Below are 18961 nucleotides of genomic sequence, written 5' to 3'. Positions count from 1 at the left end.
TTTTGAGCATGTCATGCCCTATAATACGCACACGTTTTCGTAGCTACAGGCACAAGCACATCATGACGCAGGATGAACTGAAAAAAGCCGTTGGCTGGGCAGCGCTCGATTATGTTCGCCCCGGTACTATTGTTGGGGTGGGAACCGGTTCCACCGCCGCCCACTTTATTGACGCGCTGGGTTCTATCAAACACCAGATCGAAGGCGCGGTTTCCAGCTCGGATGCTTCCACCGCCAAACTTAAAAGCCTGGGGATCCCGGTCTTTGACTGCAATGACGTGGAGGCACTCGATGTTTACGTTGATGGCGCGGATGAAATCAATCCACACATGCAGATGATCAAAGGGGGGGGCGCCGCATTGACCCGCGAAAAAATCGTGGCGGCGATCGCCCGTCAGTTCGTGTGTATCGTCGATGCGTCCAAACAGGTTGATGTGCTGGGGCGTTTCCCGTTGCCGGTGGAAGTTATCCCGATGGCGCGTGCCTATGTTGCTCGTGAGCTGGTCAAAATGGGAGGCCAGCCGGTATACCGCGACGGTGTGATCACCGATAACGGCAACATTATTCTGGATGTACACAATATGAATCTGTCGGATGCGGTGGCGATGGAGAACCGTATCAATAGTCTGGCTGGTGTGGTTACCGTAGGCTTGTTCGCTAATCGTGGTGCGGACGTCGCACTGGTAGGTACTGCGGACGGCTTGAAGACCGTACGTCTGAAATAAGCCATTCCTGAATTAACGTATTGTTGTTTCTTGCAGTGATCCGGTCATGCCAGCAGTGACCGGATTTTTTTATCTAAAAAATCCGACTTTCTCTAACGTCTCATTTTTGGTACTTAATATTAGCTTTTCTTATTTCGCATCATCCCTGTGTGGCCCGTTTGGTGGTTGGCAGTATTTTTTACCATGAAAAGGCCGGACAGAGGGGCGATGGAAGTACGGATAGGCAATCGTTTGTATTGCCGCTTGCGTATTTTTTGTTATGTTTGCAGGAATCGGTTCGCAAACCGCTATGGCTGAAGTCTGAAAATAAGGTCGGGAAATGGCAAAGGTATCACTGGAAAAAGACAAGATTAAGTTTCTGCTGTTGGAGGGGGTACACCCTAATGCGCTGGAGGATCTGCGCGCTGCAGGTTACACCAATATTGAATACCATAAGGGGGCGCTTGACCCGGAAGCGCTGAAAGCATCGATTCGTGATGCGCACTTTGTGGGGATTCGATCACGTACGCATCTGACGGAAGAGATTTTCGCTGCGGCTGAAAAACTGGTAGCCGTTGGTTGTTTTTGCATCGGTACCAACCAGGTTGAGCTGCCTGCGGCCACCAAGCGTGGTATTCCAGTCTTCAACGCACCTTTTTCCAATACCCGGTCTGTGGCCGAACTGGTGATCGGTGAATTGCTGTTGCTGCTGCGCGGTGTTCCGAGCGCCAACGCTAAAGCTCACCGTGGTATCTGGCACAAACAGGCCGTTGGCTGTTTTGAAGCACGCGGCAAGAAACTGGGCATCATTGGTTACGGTCACATCGGTACTCAACTGGGTATTCTGGCCGAAAGCCTGGGAATGCACGTCTATTTCTATGATATCGAAAGCAAACTGCCGTTGGGTAATGCCCAACAGGTGCGTGAGCTGTCCGAACTGTTGAACATGAGTGACGTGGTCAGCCTGCATGTGCCGGAAACCGACAGTACCCAGAATATGATCGGTGCTGCTGAATTGGCGCAGATGAAGCCGGGTTCGCTCCTGATCAACGCATCACGCGGCACTGTTGTCGATATTCCAGCGCTGAGCAACGCGCTTGCCAGCAAGCATCTTTCCGGTGCGGCTATCGATGTGTTCCCACAGGAGCCAGCGACCAATAGTGATCCATTCCAGTCGCCGTTGTGTGAGTTCGATAACGTTATCCTGACGCCGCATATTGGCGGTTCCACTGAGGAGGCGCAGGAGAATATTGGCGGAGAAGTTGCCGGGAAACTGGTGAAATATTCCGATAACGGCTCCACCTTGTCCGCTGTCAACTTCCCGGAAGTCTCGCTGCCGACGCACAGTGATCGCGCCAGCCGTTTGCTACACATCCATGAAAACCGTCCCGGTATCATGACGCAAATTAACAACATCTTTGCCGAGCAGGGAATCAACATTGCGGCTCAGTACCTGCAGACTAGCCCGACAATCGGTTATGTGGTTATTGATGTGGAAACCGATGGTGCCGACACCGCGCTGCAACTGATGAAATCCATCCCTGGCACCATTCGTGCGCGCCTGCTGTACTAAGTGGTGGGGATAGTCAGTGAGTGATGACCGATAATTCGGTCTTATGAGGAAGCCAGCCCTGACAGTCTGGCTTTTTTACTGCAGTCTTTAGAGAGTAATAACGGCTTTACCACGCATATGCCCAGCCAATACGGCTTCGTGCGCCTGCTTTAGCGTCTCGGTGGTGAGCCCGCTAAAGGTCTGGCTGAGTGTACCCTGCAATGTGCCGTTATCGACCCGTTGCGCTACCTCACGCAGAATCTCTCCCTGACGAGCCATGTCTGGCGTGGCAAACATGCTGCGAGTGAACATAAATTCCCAGTGCAGCGCAGCGCTTTTCAATTTCAACGCGTTCTGATCCAGCGGACGCGTATTTTCCACGATGGTGCAGATATGTCCCATTGGGGCGATTAACCGGCTGATTGCATCCCAATGGCCGTCGGTATCATTCAGGCAGAAAATATAATCAACCTGCTCGATCCCCTGTTTTTTCAATTCATCCACCAGATGGCGATAATCCACCACCAGATGCGCACCGCGGTCACGGCACCATTGTGCGGAATCGGGACGTGAAGCGGTAGCGATGACCGTCACCTCACTGCGCTGTGCCGCCAGCGAAATAGCCAGCGAGCCGACGCCGCCCGCACCGCCGATAATCAACAGCGTTTTGCCTTTAGCTGCGTCCTGAATATTCAGATGCTCGAATAATCCTTCCCAGGCGGTCAGGGCTGTCAGGGGCAGGGCGGCAGCTTCAGCCCAGTTGAGTGAAGTGGGCTTATGCGCGGCGATACGTGCATCAACCAGTTGGTGCGAGCTGTTGCTGCCGGAGCGTGTGATATCGCCGGCATACCAGACTTCGTCGCCTGCTTTGAAACCACTCACCGCCGAACCGGTTTTTATTACTATTCCACTGGCATCCCATCCAAGAATACGTGGATGTTGCAGGCCGTCCCGGCGTAGTCCCGCGTGTACCTTGGTATCTACCGGATTAACCGATACCGCTTTTACGGCTACCAGCAGGTCATGTTCACCGGGATGCGGTAATTCAGCGGTGATTTCTACAAAGTTCTCAGGTTGCCTGGGATCAACGGCGATTGCTTTTACTGTCATGATCAATGTTCCCATCGTTACGTGTTGGACTGGATAACAGTGTAGACCCTGTCGATAGTGCTGATAAGATGGACAATTACTAACGACGTGTTCGGCTGAGAAGAACAATCATGTTCAAGCAATTACAGGATATGGCGCTATTCGCATTAGTGGCGGAATGCGGCAGTTTCACCGAAGCAGCCAGACAGGCGGGTATGGCCAAGTCGAGTCTCAGTCTACGAGTCAGCCAACTGGAGCAATCGCTGGGGCTGCGGCTGTTCAACCGTACTACCCGCAAGCTCAATCTAACCTTTGCTGGCGAACGCTATCTGGTGCATTGCCGGGAGATGCGACAGGCCAGTGAACGCGCCGAGATGGCAATGCAGCATTTGCGCGATAACCCCAGCGGACGCCTGCGGATAACCAGCCCTGCCGGATTGGGCGCTACTCTGTTGGCGCGTCTGATAGCGGAGTTTCAGTCACGCTTTCCGGTGGTTTCGCTGGATATTGTTATTGCTGATCGGGTCATCGACCTGGTGGAAGAGGGGTTTGATGTTGCGTTGCGCACCGGTAAACCACAGGATTCTTCCCTGATTGGCCGTCCTCTGGGTCGAGTGTCGCACTATCTGGTCGCTTCGGTTGCCTATCTGGCGGGATTTTCGCCGATTACACATCCGCGTCAACTGCAGTCGCACCGGTGTATCGCGCACAAAGCCTGGCCAGAATGGGGGTTTCACCGTGAAGCGGAGTATTTTCTCTGGCGGTTGCCTCAATCGCACATCACCGATAATTTGCTGTATGCTCGCGCTTGTGCACTGGCTGGCGGCGGTATTACGTTGTTACCGGCATTTTTGTGCCGCGAGCAGATAGATAGCGATGAGCTGGCTTGCCTTTTGCCTGAATGGCAGGCAGATACCAACGATCTCTATTTGATTTATCCAGGCCGCAGATTGAACTCTCCCGCTCTCAACTGTTTTATTGATTTTGCTCTGAGTTTTACCGCATCATCGTGCGACTATTCTGCACCTTAGGCGTAACCTCGTTATGTTATGAGCCAGGATATAATACCGGGCTAAAATCTGTGCCTTCTGACTGAAAGGGGATGCTATTCCGGACAGATGGCGGGATAACTCAGCAAGAAAAAGCAACCTGATCATTTCAGTTGGTTATTTATTAGCACAGCGTGCTACCGTCATCACGGTTTTTCTTTCTAAAAGAAATAATAATGCAATTTAATTAAAATAATGTTTTAATTTTTCTGAGGCGATGTTTGTTGCCTTATCTGATAGTTATGTGGCAGTAGGTTTTGGTCGCCGGGAAATAATGAATAGCATAAAGCTATACGTGCTTCTGCTAGTGATATAGTGGGAGTGATCGGCATCTTGTAGTGAAAGTGAGAAATCGGAATGGCAGAACAAAAAGGAAATGTCTCTTCTATAAATAACGTTCGTCTTGTGACACTGTTTATCACGCTGTTAGCTATTATTCTGCTGCTCTTTGCCCTCTCAATTGGTACTGCCAGTTATTTTCTCAAGCAGAGTAATTCATCTCTTGATCGGGCTAACCTGATTTCTGATATTCGCGCCGGGATTAGCAGCAGCATGGATCAGTTCCGTGTTTCCCGTCAGTTACTGGTACAAGCCGTAGCGGCGTCGCGCATCGGTGATACTGAAGCCTACAATCAGACTTTTACTGAGGGGGCGGAGCGCATCAAAAGCTCACAGAAGCGTTTTGATGAGTATATGGCCCGTACCGACAAGTCGAGCGTAGAGAGGGATCTGGATGCTGAGTTGACTGCTAACTATATCGCTTATCGGGACAAGGTAATGATACCGATGGTGGATTTGGTGCGTAACGGTCAGTTCGAAAGCACCATTGAGCTGGAAACGACGCTGGCGCGCCGGTTAGATACTAATTATGCCGTTCTGGTGCGCAAGGAAGTGAAATACCTGACGGAACATGCAAACAGTATTAATGCGCAGGCTGATGCTAATGCTCGTCTGGGCAATATCCTGATGGCGGTCTCGTTCATTCTGGCAATTCTGCTGGCGGGGCTGACTTATCTGGTCATCCGTCGGGCGATTCTGGTGCCCGTTAATGTGCTGATTGCTCGTATCCAGAAAATTGCGCAGGGTGATCTGACACAACCTGCTGAAAATCTTGGACGCAACGAAATTGGTGTTTTGGGGCAAAACCTGCAGCATATGCAGGAATCGTTGACGAATACGGTGACTGTCGTCCGTGAAGGGGCCGACTCTATTTATCAGGGCGCTTCTGAAATCAGTGCCGGTAATATTGATCTTTCTTCCCGCACTGAGCAGCAGGCGGCGGCACTGGAACAGACGGCAGCCAGCATGGAGGAATTGACTTCCACGGTTAAGCAGAACTCGGATAACGCTAATCATGCCAGTCAACTGGCGCGTAATGCATCCAGCAAGGCGGAGCAAGGGGGCAATATCGTTCAGGATGTGGTGAAAACCATGGGCGATATTTCTTCCAGTTCGAAAAAAATCTCTGAAATTACCAGTGTTATCAATGGTATCGCTTTCCAGACGAATATCCTGGCACTGAATGCTGCTGTAGAGGCAGCACGTGCTGGCGAGCAAGGCCGTGGCTTTGCGGTGGTCGCTGGAGAAGTGCGCAGTCTGGCGCAACGTAGTGCGCAGGCAGCAAAGGAAATTGAATCACTGATTGGTGAATCAGGCAGACTGGTGGATACCGGTTCAGAACTGGTGGCAAAAGCTGGCGAGACCATGGAAGAGATTGTGAAGGCGGTAGTCAGTGTGACGGATATTATGGGTGAGATTGCTTCCGCATCTGATGAGCAAAGTCGGGGAATTGGTCAGGTGAATCAGGCTGTGCTGGAAATGGAAGGTACGACCCAGCAGAACTCAGCGCTGGTTCAGGAGGCCTCAGCCGCGGCTTCCTCACTGGAATCGCAAGCGGAACGTCTGACCCAGGCGGTAGCGGTGTTCAGGATAAGTCATGGCAGGAACAATCAACCGGTTCGTACGTCGTTGCCGTCCCGGCCGACTTTACAGGCAATTCCTGCAGTGGCGGCTATAGGTGCGGCCAAAGGGAGCCGTAACGACCAGAATTGGGAGACGTTCTGAGTACTGCTATGTGTGGTTGAATCAGTCACACAACAGGATGTCCTATATGTTTATGTTCTATGAAAAAGCCCACCAGACGGTGGGCTTTTTTGTCTGTCCCGGCAAAAACACCGCGACAGAAATGGGGTGGCACGGTGTCACGCCATTTTTTTATACTTGATGCGATGCGGTTCCAGCGCTTCTGCACCCAGTGTGCGTTTTTTGTACTCTTCGTATTCTGTGAAGTTGCCTTCAAAGAATTCCACCTTACCTTCATCCTGATAGTCGATGATATGGGTGGCGATACGGTCCAGGAACCAGCGGTCATGGGAAATAACCATGGCGCAGCCGGGGAATTCCAGCAAGGCGTTTTCCAGCGCTCGCAGGGTTTCGATGTCCAGATCGTTGGTCGGTTCGTCAAGCAGCAGCATATTGCCGCCAACTTGCAACAGTTTGGCCAGATGTACGCGGCCACGCTCGCCACCGGAGAGTTCCCCGATACGCTTGCCCTGATCGACGCCTTTGAAGTTAAAACGACCGACATAGGCGCGGCTTGGGATCTCGAAATTGCCGATGCGCATGATGTCCTGACCGCCAGAAACCTCTTCCCATACGGTCTTGCTGCCGTCCATTTTGTCACGGAACTGATCGACTGACGCCAGTTGAACGGTTTCGCCCAGCGAGATAGTACCGGAGTCCGGCTGCTCCTGTGCGGATAGCATACGGAACAACGTCGATTTACCGGCGCCGTTGGGGCCGATAATCCCGACGATGGCACCTTTAGGAATAGAGAACGACAGGTTGTCGATCAGCACCCGGTCACCATAGGATTTGGTGAGATTCTGTACATCCAGCACTTTGTCGCCAAGGCGAGGACCCGGCGGAATAAACAGCTCGCTGGTTTCGTTACGCTTCTGGTATTCCACGCTGTTAAGTTCATCGAAGCGAGCCAGACGGGCTTTGCCTTTGGCCTGACGACCTTTTGGATTTTGGCGCACCCATTCCAGTTCTTTTTCGATGGATTTGCGTCGGGCAGCTTCAGTCGCCGCTTCTTGTGCCAGACGCTGGTCTTTCTGCTCCAGCCAGGAAGAATAGTTGCCTTCCCATGGAATCCCTTCGCCACGGTCCAGTTCCAGAATCCAGCCCGCGACGTTATCAAGGAAGTAACGGTCATGGGTGATAGCAACGACAGTGCCTTCGTAGTCGTGCAGGAAGCGCTCCAACCAGGCGACGGATTCCGCATCCAGGTGGTTGGTCGGTTCGTCGAGCAGCAGCATGTCGGGCTTTTCCAACAGCAGGCGGCAGATGGCGACACGACGGCGTTCACCACCGGAGAGGGTAGCGATTTTGGCATCCCACGGCGGCAGACGCAGCGCATCGGCGGCCCGTTCCAGTTGGTTATCAAGATTATGGCCGTCGTGGGCCTGAATAATAGCTTCCAGCTCACCTTGTTCTTTTGCCAGCTTATCGAAGTCGGCATCCGGATCCGCATAGGCGGCATAGACTTCGTCCAGACGGGTCAGTGCATGTTTCACTTCGCTGACCGCCTCTTCAATCGCTTCGCGGACGGTGTGCTCCAGATTCAACTGGGGCTCCTGAGGCAGATAGCCGATCTTGATTCCCGGTTGTGGGCGAGCCTCGCCTTCGATGTCTTTATCGATCCCTGCCATGATGCGCAGCAGAGTAGATTTACCCGCCCCGTTCAGACCCAGCACGCCGATTTTGGCGCCGGGGAAGAAACTAAGGGAGATATTTTTCAGGATATGGCGCTTCGGCGGAACGACTTTGCCGACGCGATGCATGGTGTAAACGTATTGAGCCACGTTGCTCTGAGCCTCTTTTCTGTCCAGTTTAGCGTTATGCCATTAAAAGCATGGCGCCTGTAAGGGCATGATACCGGAAGAGCAGTGATGCTCCGCCAGCAAAAGGAAATTTATTGTCGACGGAGTTTATCTGTTTTCGCCTCATGATCCCAGCCATCCTGTCACGGTGTTGTTGACTCTGAGAAGCTGCTTCCATCCTTGGTGGCATAGTTGATGCGGGTATCAGCCGAAATTGCGAATTTCCTTGGAAATAAAGGGGAAACGCTGTGAATTTCACTCTGTTTTAGGGCGCTTTCGGCGTATTGTTACCAGGCAGTATGATATGCCACACTGATTTGGTTTGAAAAAAAGCCAATCAGTCAATGCCATGCGGTCGTTGTTGGCGTGGTATTGATGCTCGGTGGTATTGGCGACAGCGTTCGGCGCAATGGCAGAAACGATAGCGAGTGAGGTCAGGGCAGTATGTTCAAAATAGGGTATTGGCGCTATGTAGCCGCCGTGCTATGTCTCGTTGGGGTATCGTGCCAGGTACTGGCGGACTCGCTGGATGAGCAGCGCCAGCGCTATCAGCAGGTCAAGTCTGCCTGGGATAACAATCAGATGGATGTGGTTTCCCAATTGATGCCGACGTTGCGTGATTACCCGCTTTATCCTTATCTGGAATACCGTGCGCTGACGCAGGACCTATCGGTGCTGAGTACTGCGCAGGTCAGGCAGTTTATGGCTTCACACCCGACGCTGCCCGCCGTGCGTACGCTCAATAACAGTTTTATCAATGAACTGGCTCGTCGTCAGGACTGGAACGGTTTGTTGGCTTTCAGCCCGGAGCAGCCTAAGCCGGTCGCTTCCCTCTGCAATTATTTGTATGCCAAAGTCATGGTTGGGCAGCCGCAAGGTGTCTGGGAGCAGGCGCGCGATATCTGGCTGACTGGTCGTTCACTGCCACCCACGTGTGACAAGCTGTTTTCCGCCTGGGAGCAACAGGGGGGATTGACATCGCTCATGGTGCTTGAACGGATGCGGCTGGCGATGGATTCAGGCAGTGCAGGTCTGGTGAATCATCTTGCCAGACAATTACCGGCAGAGTACAAAACCATCGTTGAAGCGTTGCTGAAATTGCAAAGTAATCCTAAAACGATTGAGCGCTTTGCACGGTCAGTCGGCCCAACGGATTTTACCCGCAAGGCGGTATTATCGGCGTTTAACCGCATTGCCCGCGAAGACCCTGATGCGGCGCGGGCATTGTTGCCACAACTGGTTCGCTTGCAGAAAATGCGTCCGCAGGAGCGCCAGACCATGGAGGATGACGTTGCCTGGCGTCTGATGAACAGTGATGCGACTGAAGAACAGGCACGCTGGCGCGATGCTGTAATTTTGCGTAGCAATTCGGCGCCGCTGCTGGAGCGGCGTGTTCGCATGGCGCTGGGGCAGGGGGATAGGCCAGGGCTTGCTCAGTGGATAGCACGCCTGCCGGTGGATGTGCAGCAAAAGGATGAATGGCGTTACTGGCGAGCAGTACTGCTGATAGAACAAGGGCAAAAGCAAGAGGGCGAGAATCAACTGCGTGACCTGATGAAAATCCGTGGTTTTTACCCGATGGCTGCGGCGCAGAAGCTCAATGTCAATTATCCGCTGACTATCATGATTGCTGCCAAACCTGAGCGATCAATTGGACAGTTACCTGAGGTCGTTCGGGTACGTGAATTGATGTTTTGGGGACTGGAAAGCCTGGCTCGTTCTGAATGGTCAGGGTTGGTGGCCAGCCGTGATCGCGCACAGCAGGAGGCGCTGGCGCGCTTTGCGCTTGAGCAACGCTGGTATGATTTGAGTGTGCAAGCCACGATTGTGGCGAAACTGTGGGATAATCTGGAAGAACGCTTCCCGCTGGCATGGAGCGACGATTTCCGTCAGGCTACGCAGGGTAAAGGCATCAGCCAGAGTTATGCTATGGCAATTGCCCGTCAGGAAAGTGCCTGGAACCCACAGGCTCATTCCGCGGTAGGCGCATCTGGGTTGATGCAACTGATGCCTGCTACGGCGCAGCACACTGCCGAGATGTTCAACATCGCCAGTTATACCAATAGCAGCCAGTTGCTGGATCCGCAGACGAATATCCAGCTTGGCACCAGTTATCTTGACTATGTCTACCAGTCGTTCGGTCAGAACCGTATTTTGGCATCTGCCGCTTATAACGCTGGGCCGTCACGGGTGAGTAGCTGGCTAAAAGACAGCAATGGCCGGATTGACGCTATCGCGTTTGTAGAAAGCATCCCGTTTTCTGAAACGCGAGGATACGTTAAAAACGTGCTGGCGTATGACGTTTTCTACCGTAGCCTGATGCAACAGCGCCAGACCGCCTTATTGATGGACAATGAGTGGCTACGGCGTTATTAACCGGGGAATGATTAACCAGACAATTATTACCCAACCAATAGCGAGGGGGCACACCCGGCTCCCTGTTTTAGCTGAGAACGGGGGCGTCGTACGGGTAATGGTTGTTTGAACACCCGCTTTACCGTGGGAATGCATCCTCTTTTCTGCGCTTTTTCTCGTGATGAAGACTGTGTTATGCTGTTGTACTAGCTAAATAGTATGGCGGTTGTTATGACATCATCTTCATTTCACGATCCGACGTTGTCCGAACAAGACGATGAAAATTGGCGAGCTTTTGTCAGCCTGTTTCAACAGGCGATGGCGGAAGGGTTAGAGCAACCGCTGTTACAACTGCTGTTAACGCCGGATGAGCGGACAGCGTTGGGAACCCGGGTGCGTATTATTCAAGAACTGATGCGTGGCGAAATGAGCCAGCGTGAATTGAAAAATGAGCTGGGGGCTGGTATTGCGACCATCACCCGCGGTTCAAATAGTCTTAAGTCTGCCCCAGCCAGATTGAAAATCTGGCTGGAAGATCAGTTGTTGCCAGAGAATAAGGTGTAGCTTTTTTGGGGCTGCTATCAAACAGATGGCGCGTGGATTGGGTGTTGATAAACTGGATTATGGAAAGGCACCAGCGCCAGTAACAGCGCCTGATGGTATACGCTGGTTCTGGACAATTTGCCATCCGTGAAAACGCCAATCGCGCCGCCTTGACGTTTGATATCCTGGATACCGGTAAGGCGCGCCATTTCATCACCCAGTTCGCGGCCTTCATCGATTCCCTGAAGAATGCTTTTCGGCAATACCAGACTGGCTGAACGAGATTCGCCGCGGATGGTCGCGTTTTCAATCACCATCCAGGCGAAGGTCATACTTTCTTCGATTCCGGCTTCCACGCCAACCCAGAAGTCAGCTTCCGGACGAACCTGTCTCGCTCTCATCACGCGATTCCTCGCGCCTGTACGGGTTTCAACAGAACCCTGAGGTTGACTGGGCACTCCACTGTCTACATCAACCCCTTCGATACGGCAATTATCTGCACCAAAAACATCGGTAAATGCTAAAGTGATGGCGTTAATCTTGGCCGGGTTGGTCGTAGATGCGACAACATGGTACATAATGTTTCCCTACCTTGTAGTTAGTTTGACGCAGTATAACGGAAAAAAATCATGTTACAGGTATATCTTGTTCGCCATGGTGAAACTGAGTGGAACGTGGCAAGGCGCATCCAGGGGCAGTCAGACAGTCCGCTTACCCTGGATGGTGAACATCAGGCCAGGTTGGTTGCCGACCGGGTAAAATCATTGGGGATCACCCATATTTTTACCAGTGACCTGGGGCGTACCCGACATACTGCCGACATTATTTCGCAGGCTTGCAACGGCTGCGCCGTCATCATGGAGCCGGGGCTGAGAGAGCTAAACATGGGCGTTCTGGAAAAAAGGCTGATTGATTCGTTAAGCCCCGAAGAAGAACGCTGGCGTAAGCAATTAGTGGATGGGACTCAGGATGGTCGCATCCCTGATGGTGAGTCTATGTCGGAATTGGCGCTGCGTATGCATCGCGTGCTGGAGAAATGCCTGACATTGCCGCAAGGCAGTCGGCCATTGTTGGTGAGCCACGGTATTGCGCTGGGCTGTCTGATAAGTACGTTGCTGGGGTTGCCTGCCTGGGCAGAACGCCGCTTGAGACTGCGCAACTGCTCGCTGTCGCGTGTGGATTATCAGCAAAGCCCTTGGTTGGCGCCGGGATGGATAGTGGAAACGGCCGGAGACGTCTCTCATCTTGACGCTCCAGCGTTGGATGAATTGCAGCGCTAACGCTGAATCGGAATCAGATATTCGCAGCGGATGATTTTGGGCGGTTCGGCTTCTTTAGGGCCTTTGGGATAGAAACGTTCCGCATCAAAGCCTTTGCGACGGGTCAGTTTATAGGTCGGCAAGCAGGTATCGTACAGTGTGATGATGAAGTCCTGCAAATCGTCCGCCGGGCCTTCGTAGATAAACAGGGCATAATCACCGCCTGGTAATGTCACCGGTTCGCCGGAATGAACACTTTCCGGAACATGATGTGGCTCCAGCGCGGTGGTATACAGCACTTCATGCTCATCATCCTTCTCCTTACTGGGGCGAGAATGATGCAGTCCGTAAAGTACCGGCGGAACCTCCTTGACCTCTCCTAAATATTGCCGCCAGAAATGAACGCGTATTTCAGTACGAAAGCAGGTAATTTGTTCCAGATTACAGGTGTAGCTCTGAGTCAGCCCAACTAACTGCGTTTCCGGCATGGTGACAAATTGTGGTTGCGGCATAGTAAAGGCACCCAGCCGAATTGGCGGATGGATACCAATAGTGTTCCAGTCATCCGCACGACGGTAGGAGGCTGGCGTCTGGGCAAACTGTTTTTTGAATGCCCGTGTGAAGGTCTGCTGCGAATCGAAACGGTACTGCAAGGCGATATCAAGAATTGGGCGACTGGTCAGGCATAATGCAACAGCCGCTTTGGTAAGCCGACGGGCGCGAATGTAGGAGCCGATGGCATGACCCGTTACGTCCTTGAACATTCTCTGTAAATGCCACTTGGAATAGCCGGCCTTGGCTGCAACATTATCCAGTGATAAAGGCTGGTCCAGATGACCCTCCAGCCAGTTGAGCAGGTCACGTATGATACTGGCTTGATCCATAGATCGTCCTCATAGAACACACCGAGAGCTAAGCGTATAAGCTCGGCATGATAGCAACTTTTTCCCCAGGGTACTTACCAAGATTTTTGTGCCTTATGAATAAAGAATCTGATTAACATAGGCTGTTAAAGCAATCTATCCGACAAACGGTTTTTGGACTACAGAAACTACGTTATGACGGCAACAAAGTGAGAGAAAGGCAATGATGAAAAGACGAGTTGTGTTGACGGCTGCGGCCCTGCTCTGCGGCGTAACATCAGCCTGGGCTGAGGAAATCGGTTCAGTGGATACGGCTTTTAAATTGTTAGGGCCAGACCATAAAATTATCGTGGAAGCGTTTGATGATCCGGATGTGGCAAACGTAACCTGTTATCTGAGCAGGGCGAAAACCGGTGGAATCAAAGGTGGGCTTGGTCTGGCGGAAGATACGTCGGATGCGGCTATTTCTTGTCAGCAGGTGGGGCCCATTACCCTGAGTGATAAGATCACCAACAGTAAAGGAAAAGGCAACGTGGTATTTCAGCAGCGTACCTCGTTAATTTTCAAGAAATTGCAGGTGGTGCGCTTTTATGACGCGAAACGCAATGCGTTGGTTTATCTGACCTATTCTGATCGTCTGGTGGAGGGATCGCCGAAAAACGCGCTGAGCGCGGTGCCGATTCTGCCCTGGAGCAAGTAACAGACGTTATCTACAGTGCATAAAAAAGCCGGGAGGGTATCCCGGCCATTGCATTATTACCTTGAGGTGTCAGGTAATCAGTCTTCCAAATCGCCGCAGAAGCGATAACCTTCACCGTGGATGGTAGCGATGATTTCCGGCGTATCGGCAGTAGACTCGAAATGTTTGCGAATGCGGCGGATGGTCACATCGACTGTACGGTCATGCGGTTTCAGTTCGCGGCCAGTCATTTTCTTCAGCAGCTCAGCGCGGGTTTGGATTTTTCCCGGATTTTCACAGAAGTGCAGCATAGCGCGGAATTCGCTACGCGGCAGTTTGTACTGTTCGCCGTTTGGGCTGACCAGTGAACGGCTGTTGATATCCAGTTCCCAGCCGTTGAAACGGTAGCTTTCCACCAGACGACGTTCTTCGGTGCTGCTGCCCAGATTCATGGTGCGAGACAGCAGATTGCGCGCGCGAATGGTCAGCTCGCGTGGGTTAAACGGTTTGGTGATATAGTCATCTGCACCGATTTCCAGGCCCAGAATCTTGTCGACTTCGTTATCACGCCCGGTCAGGAACATCAGTGCTACGCTTGCCTGCTCGCGCAATTCACGCGCCAGCAACAAGCCATTCTTGCCCGGCAGGTTAATGTCCATGATGACCAAATTGATATCATGTTCGGACAAAATGTTATGCATCTCGGCACCGTCGGTGGCCTCGTGAACAACGTAGCCCTCAGCCTCAAAAATACTTTTGAGAGTGTTACGAGTTACCAACTCGTCTTCGACAATAAGAATGTGGGGGGTCTGCATGTTTGCTACCTAAAATTGCCAACTAATAGAGATTCGAAAGTACAGAAGTCCTGGTTCTCTCGGGCGCTTTGGGAAACCATGTTCACCGTTTTTCCGCCGACTGACTCAAGTACGTAAATACGTTTTGATGCACTTGTTTCCACCTGACTCTTCGCTTGATAACAGGTGGCGATGAGGCTTTTCAACAGAGCCTATTGTGGCGCACAGTTTAACCTTATTAACAGCAACATAACAGTGAGCACTGATTTCACAGACGGGCAAATCAACGGTCCATTGACATATATCAAACTTCATTGTAGCACGTTAGTAATTTGTGGAAAACGCGCACTGAATGCCGCTATCTATCACAATTTAACATTTTTATATTCACCACGGCATAATAAATGCTGATAGCTGAAGCGTTTCCATTTTCACTATTACGGCATTGGCCACATGCCATTCGAAAGTGACAGGGTGTTAAGGTTGTGTTTCAAGTCATATGACGCAGGCGTGAAAACCTGGCAGACGTGCTATTCCAGCGTAATTATCGCTATATTCTGAATCGTCAGCGCACCTGCCGGGTGCTGGCTGGGAGGTTGTGTGCAGTTTTATATCATTTTGGTGTCGCCCGCACGGGCCGAGAACGTGGGTGCAGCGGCGCGGGCCATGAAAACCATGGGGTTTGGCCAATTGCGGATTGTTGATAGCACTGCACATCTTGAGCCTGCGGCACGTTGGGTGGCGCATGGTTCAGGCGATATTCTTGATGGCGTAGTGGTTTTCCCGACACTGGCTGATGCTCTGGCGGATGTTGAATTTACGGTAGCGACGACTGCTCGTAGCCGCGCGCGTTTTCATTACTACTGCTCGCCAGTACAACTGCTGGGGGTGCTGGAGGAAAAACAGCAGTGGGTGAAATCAGCAGCACTGGTGTTCGGTCGTGAAGACTCCGGGTTGACCAATGAGGAACTAGCGCTGGCGGACATCCTGACCGGCGTGCCGATGGCGGCGGATTACCCGTCATTGAATCTGGGGCAAGCGGTGATGGTGTATTGCTATCAACTGGCGTCGTTGATGCAGATAGCCGCCGCCGAACCGACGCCAACTGATTCAGGGCAGCTGGCTGCGTTACGTGATCGGTTTTCGCGTTTGTTGGTTCGGGTCGGTGCGCAGCAGGATGAAAAGCTGCGTGACTGGCTCCAGCAGCGGCTTGGTTTACTGGAGCATCGGGATAACGCCATGTTGCATAGGTTATTGCACGATGTGGAAAAAGCGTTGTTGGCAGAAGATAAGGAATAATGAAAGCAATGCGGCGGAACATGTTGGTAAGCTGCTTTTTCTGCGTTATTGCCCTGCTTTTTTGTTTTTGTATAGAGCTTTTGTCCGTTACGGCTGGCGTTGAGCGAACAGAGAAATGAAGAAATCCGTTGACTTAGCAAGGCGATTGCCCTAACTAATAGGGAAGATAATTTTTCGAATCACGAGAACGTTACGTAATGCATTATATCAGCCTGGTCACCACCATTATTATTACCACCGGTACTACCAGTAACGGTGCGGGCTGACGCGTACAGATGAATCCAGAAAAAGCCCGCACTTCAGAGTGCGGGCTTTTTTTTTTACAGTTATTGCGGGCTTGTTTCTGCCCGTCAAGGATACAAGGCTGTTGCAAGCGGTTTTCAAAGGCGCTTTGGCGTTTTTGGCCAGAAAAAATTCAGGAGAATAGACAAGATGCGAGTGCTGAAATTTGGCGGGACCTCGGTAGCCAACGCGGAGCGGTTTGCGCGCGTTGCCGATATCATCGAAAGCAATGCACGTCAGGGACAGGTCGCTACGGTGCTGTCGGCACCGGCGAAAATCACCAACCATTTGGTGGCCATGATTGAAAAAACCGTGGCTAAACAGGACATCCAGCCAAATATCATCGAAGCGGAAGTTATTTTTGCCGATTTATTGCAGGGACTGGCGCAATCGCAACCTGGGTTCGCCTATGACAGGCTGAAAGCGCGGGTGGATGAAGAATTCGCGCAACTCAAGCAGGTGCTGCATGGCATCGCGTTGCTGGGGCAGTGCCCGGATAGCGTTAACGCTGCCATTATCTGCCGGGGCGAAAAACTATCCATCGCCATTATGGAAGCGGTATTTCAGGCGCGCGGTTATCAGGTGTCGGTCATCGACCCGGTGCGCAGTCTGCTGTCGCAGGGGCACTATCTGGAATCTACGGTAGATATCGCTGAATCCACTCGTCGTATCAATGATCTGGTGATCCCCGCGAACCATGTGATCCTGATGGCGGGTTTCACTGCCGGCAATGATAAAGGCGAACTGGTGGTGCTGGGTCGTAACGGCTCTGACTATTCAGCGGCGGTGCTGGCAGCATGTTTGCGCGCCGATTGTTGTGAGATTTGGACGGATGTTGACGGCGTATACACCTGTGACCCGCGTCAGGTGCCTGATGCACGATTACTGAAGTCGATGTCCTATCAGGAAGCGATGGAGTTATCCTATTTCGGCGCCAAAGTTCTCCACCCTCGTACTATCGCCCCCATCGCCCAGTTCCAGATTCCCTGCCTTATCAAGAATACCGAAAACCCCCAGGCGCCAGGTACATTGATTGGGCTGGAAATCAACGATACTCAGTATCCGGTTAAAGGCATTACTAACCTGAACAACATGGCGATGATCAACGTCTCCGGTCCCGGTATGAAAGGGATGGTCGGGATGGCGGCGCGGGTATTCGCCGTCATGTCTCGCGCGGGTATTTCAGTGGTGCTGATTACTCAGTCCTCGTCTGAATACAGCATCAGTTTTTGTGTATCTCAAAATGAGTTGCCGCGTGCGCGTAAGACGCTGGAAGAGGAGTTTTATCTGGAACTGAAAGAAGGCGTGCTGGAACCGCTTGATGTGGTGCAGCGGCTGGCGATCATTTCCGTGGTGGGCGACGGTATGCGCACGCTGCGTGGCCTGTCTGCTCGCCTGTTTACCGCGTTGGCCAGCGCCAATATCAATATCGTGGCGATAGCGCAGGGGTCGTCTGAGCGTTCAATATCGGTAGTGGTGAGTAACGATGTAGCGACCACCGGCGTGCGAGTGGCGCATCAGATGTTGTTCAACACCAATCAGGTGCTGGACGTGTTCGTGATTGGCGTAGGGGGCGTGGGTGGCGCACTGCTGGAACAGATTCAGCGCCAGCAGTCGTGGCTGAAGCAGAAACACATCGATGTGCGGGTGTGCGGCATCGCCAACTCTAAATCGATGTTGACCAACATGCACGGTATTCCGATGGATCGCTGGCGCGATGAGTTGGCACGGGCACGCGAACCGTTCAGCCCGGCGGCGCTCAGCCGTCTGGTGAAAGAGTATCACTTGCTGAACCCGGTAATCATTGACTGCACCTCCAGTCAGGCGATTGCCGATCAATACGCCGCTTTTCTGGCGGATGGCTTCCATGTCGTCACTCCTAATAAGAAAGCCAACACGGGCACGCTGGGGTATTACCATCAATTGCGCCAGGTGGCGGCAAAAGCTCGTCGCAAATTCCTGTATGACACCAACGTGGGCGCGGGTTTGCCGGTGATTGAAAATTTGCAGAACCTGCTGAATGCCGGCGATGAACTGATTCGCTTTAATGGCATTCTCTCTGGCTCGTTGTCATTCATCTTTGGCAAGCTGGATGAAGGTATGTCGCTGTCTGCCGCTACACTGTTGGCGAAAGAGAAAGGCTTTACCGAACCGGACCCGCGTGATGATCTTTCCGGAATGGATGTAGCGCGTAAACTGTTGATTCTGGCGCGTGAAGCGGGTTATGCGCTGGAACTGGGCGATATTCAGGTCGATTCCGTGCTGCCAGCGGAATATGCACAGGGTGATGTGGCGAGTTTTCTGGAGCGCCTGCCGGCGCTGGATGCCGAGTTTGCCCACCGGGTTGAAGCGGCACGCGCTGAAGGTAAAGTGCTACGTTACGTCGGCAAAATTGAAGATGGCAAATGCCAGGTAACGATCAGCGCAGTCGGCGGAAACGATCCGCTGTTTAAGGTGAAAGACGGTGAGAACGCACTGGCGTTTTATAGCCGCTACTATCAGCCGCTGCCGCTGGTGTTGCGAGGATACGGTGCAGGTAATGATGTGACGGCGGCCGGGGTATTTGCAGACCTGTTGCGTACGCTGTCATGGAAGGTGGGAGTGTGAGA

16 protein-coding genes and 1 other annotated feature are annotated in these 18961 nt (G+C 52.3%); of the genes, 11 read left to right on the top strand and 5 right to left on the bottom strand.

What is annotated here, in order from left to right:
* Positions 1-62 precede the first annotated feature (62 nt).
* Together rpiA and serA are read left to right on the top strand one after the other, a co-directional pair.
* A complete protein-coding gene (gene rpiA / locus Dpoa2040_RS13115) occupies positions 63-725 on the top strand; it encodes a ribose-5-phosphate isomerase RpiA (RefSeq protein WP_168641519.1) in 663 nt (220 codons plus the stop codon).
* Between the two features lie 319 nt (positions 726-1044).
* On the top strand, positions 1045-2277 hold the full coding sequence (gene serA / locus Dpoa2040_RS13110) for a phosphoglycerate dehydrogenase (RefSeq protein ID WP_168641517.1): 1233 nt from the start codon (positions 1045-1047) through the stop codon (positions 2275-2277).
* A gap of 87 nt (positions 2278-2364) precedes the next feature.
* Here the strand turns inward: serA and Dpoa2040_RS13105 are convergent, their stop codons facing one another.
* On the bottom strand, positions 2365-3366 hold the full coding sequence (locus tag Dpoa2040_RS13105; protein ID WP_042874087.1) for a zinc-binding alcohol dehydrogenase family protein: 1002 nt from the start codon (positions 3364-3366) through the stop codon (positions 2365-2367).
* A 110-nt stretch (positions 3367-3476) separates the two neighbouring features.
* On the opposite strand from Dpoa2040_RS13105, the gene Dpoa2040_RS13100 reads away from it, so the two are divergent.
* Together Dpoa2040_RS13100 and Dpoa2040_RS13095 are read left to right on the top strand one after the other, a co-directional pair.
* On the top strand, positions 3477-4376 hold the full coding sequence (locus Dpoa2040_RS13100; protein WP_168641516.1) for a LysR family transcriptional regulator: 900 nt from the start codon (positions 3477-3479) through the stop codon (positions 4374-4376).
* 375 nt (positions 4377-4751) lie between these two features.
* Entirely contained in the window at positions 4752-6458 is a 1707-nt protein-coding gene (locus Dpoa2040_RS13095) for a methyl-accepting chemotaxis protein (RefSeq protein WP_168641515.1), read from the top strand.
* 137 nt (positions 6459-6595) lie between these two features.
* Here the strand turns inward: Dpoa2040_RS13095 and ettA are convergent, their stop codons facing one another.
* The gene (gene ettA, locus Dpoa2040_RS13090) at positions 6596-8260 is read right to left on the bottom strand and encodes an energy-dependent translational throttle protein EttA (protein ID WP_042872900.1); all 1665 of its coding nucleotides are present in this window, start codon (positions 8258-8260) and stop codon (positions 6596-6598) included.
* Between the two features lie 471 nt (positions 8261-8731).
* Between ettA and sltY the strand changes: the two genes are divergently transcribed.
* Both sltY and trpR read left to right on the top strand, forming a co-directional pair.
* The gene (sltY, locus tag Dpoa2040_RS13085) at positions 8732-10654 is read left to right on the top strand and encodes a murein transglycosylase (RefSeq protein WP_168641587.1); all 1923 of its coding nucleotides are present in this window, start codon (positions 8732-8734) and stop codon (positions 10652-10654) included.
* Positions 10655-10864: 210 nt separating this feature from the next.
* Positions 10865-11197, top strand: coding sequence for a trp operon repressor (gene trpR / locus Dpoa2040_RS13080; RefSeq protein ID WP_042872895.1), 333 nt, complete (start codon positions 10865-10867; stop codon positions 11195-11197).
* A 17-nt stretch (positions 11198-11214) separates the two neighbouring features.
* Here the strand turns inward: trpR and yjjX are convergent, their stop codons facing one another.
* Positions 11215-11754, bottom strand: a complete 540-nt coding sequence (gene yjjX / locus Dpoa2040_RS13075) for an inosine/xanthosine triphosphatase (RefSeq protein WP_042872893.1) — start codon at positions 11752-11754, stop codon at positions 11215-11217.
* A 51-nt stretch (positions 11755-11805) separates the two neighbouring features.
* Here yjjX and gpmB point away from each other — a divergent pair, with 51 nt between their 5' ends.
* The gene (gene gpmB / locus Dpoa2040_RS13070; protein ID WP_042872891.1) at positions 11806-12456 is read left to right on the top strand and encodes a 2,3-diphosphoglycerate-dependent phosphoglycerate mutase GpmB; all 651 of its coding nucleotides are present in this window, start codon (positions 11806-11808) and stop codon (positions 12454-12456) included.
* Here gpmB and robA read toward each other — a convergent pair.
* A complete protein-coding gene (gene robA / locus Dpoa2040_RS13065; protein ID WP_042872889.1) occupies positions 12453-13319 on the bottom strand; it encodes an MDR efflux pump AcrAB transcriptional activator RobA in 867 nt (288 codons plus the stop codon). The genes gpmB and robA overlap by 4 nt on opposite strands.
* A gap of 205 nt (positions 13320-13524) precedes the next feature.
* Here robA and creA point away from each other — a divergent pair, with 205 nt between their 5' ends.
* Entirely contained in the window at positions 13525-13998 is a 474-nt protein-coding gene (gene creA, locus Dpoa2040_RS13060; protein WP_146411026.1) for a protein CreA, read from the top strand.
* 77 nt (positions 13999-14075) lie between these two features.
* Here the strand turns inward: creA and arcA are convergent, their stop codons facing one another.
* Complete coding sequence (gene arcA / locus Dpoa2040_RS13055; protein WP_168641514.1) at positions 14076-14792, bottom strand: two-component system response regulator ArcA; 717 nt, start codon at positions 14790-14792, stop codon at positions 14076-14078.
* A 579-nt stretch (positions 14793-15371) separates the two neighbouring features.
* Here arcA and Dpoa2040_RS13050 point away from each other — a divergent pair.
* The 3 genes from Dpoa2040_RS13050 (at position 15372) to thrA (ending at position 18959) form a co-directional block, all read left to right on the top strand.
* Positions 15372-16070 (top strand): tRNA/rRNA methyltransferase, encoded by a 699-nt coding sequence (locus Dpoa2040_RS13050; RefSeq protein ID WP_168641512.1) that lies wholly within the window; start codon positions 15372-15374, stop codon positions 16068-16070.
* A 197-nt stretch (positions 16071-16267) separates the two neighbouring features.
* Positions 16268-16336 (top strand): thr operon leader peptide, encoded by a 69-nt coding sequence (locus Dpoa2040_RS18530; protein ID WP_128569842.1) that lies wholly within the window; start codon positions 16268-16270, stop codon positions 16334-16336.
* Positions 16275-16391: a sequence feature (Thr leader region), on the top strand. It overlaps the preceding gene by 62 nt.
* A 111-nt stretch (positions 16392-16502) precedes the next feature.
* Positions 16503-18959, top strand: a complete 2457-nt coding sequence (gene thrA, locus Dpoa2040_RS13040; protein WP_168641510.1) for a bifunctional aspartate kinase/homoserine dehydrogenase I — start codon at positions 16503-16505, stop codon at positions 18957-18959.
* Positions 18960-18961: the final 2 nt, after the last annotated feature.

The organism is Dickeya sp. CFBP 2040, from assembly GCF_012273755.1.
GTDB classification, from domain to species: domain Bacteria; phylum Pseudomonadota; class Gammaproteobacteria; order Enterobacterales; family Enterobacteriaceae; genus Dickeya; species Dickeya poaceiphila.
This window is presented reverse-complemented; position numbering and strand designations above follow the sequence as displayed.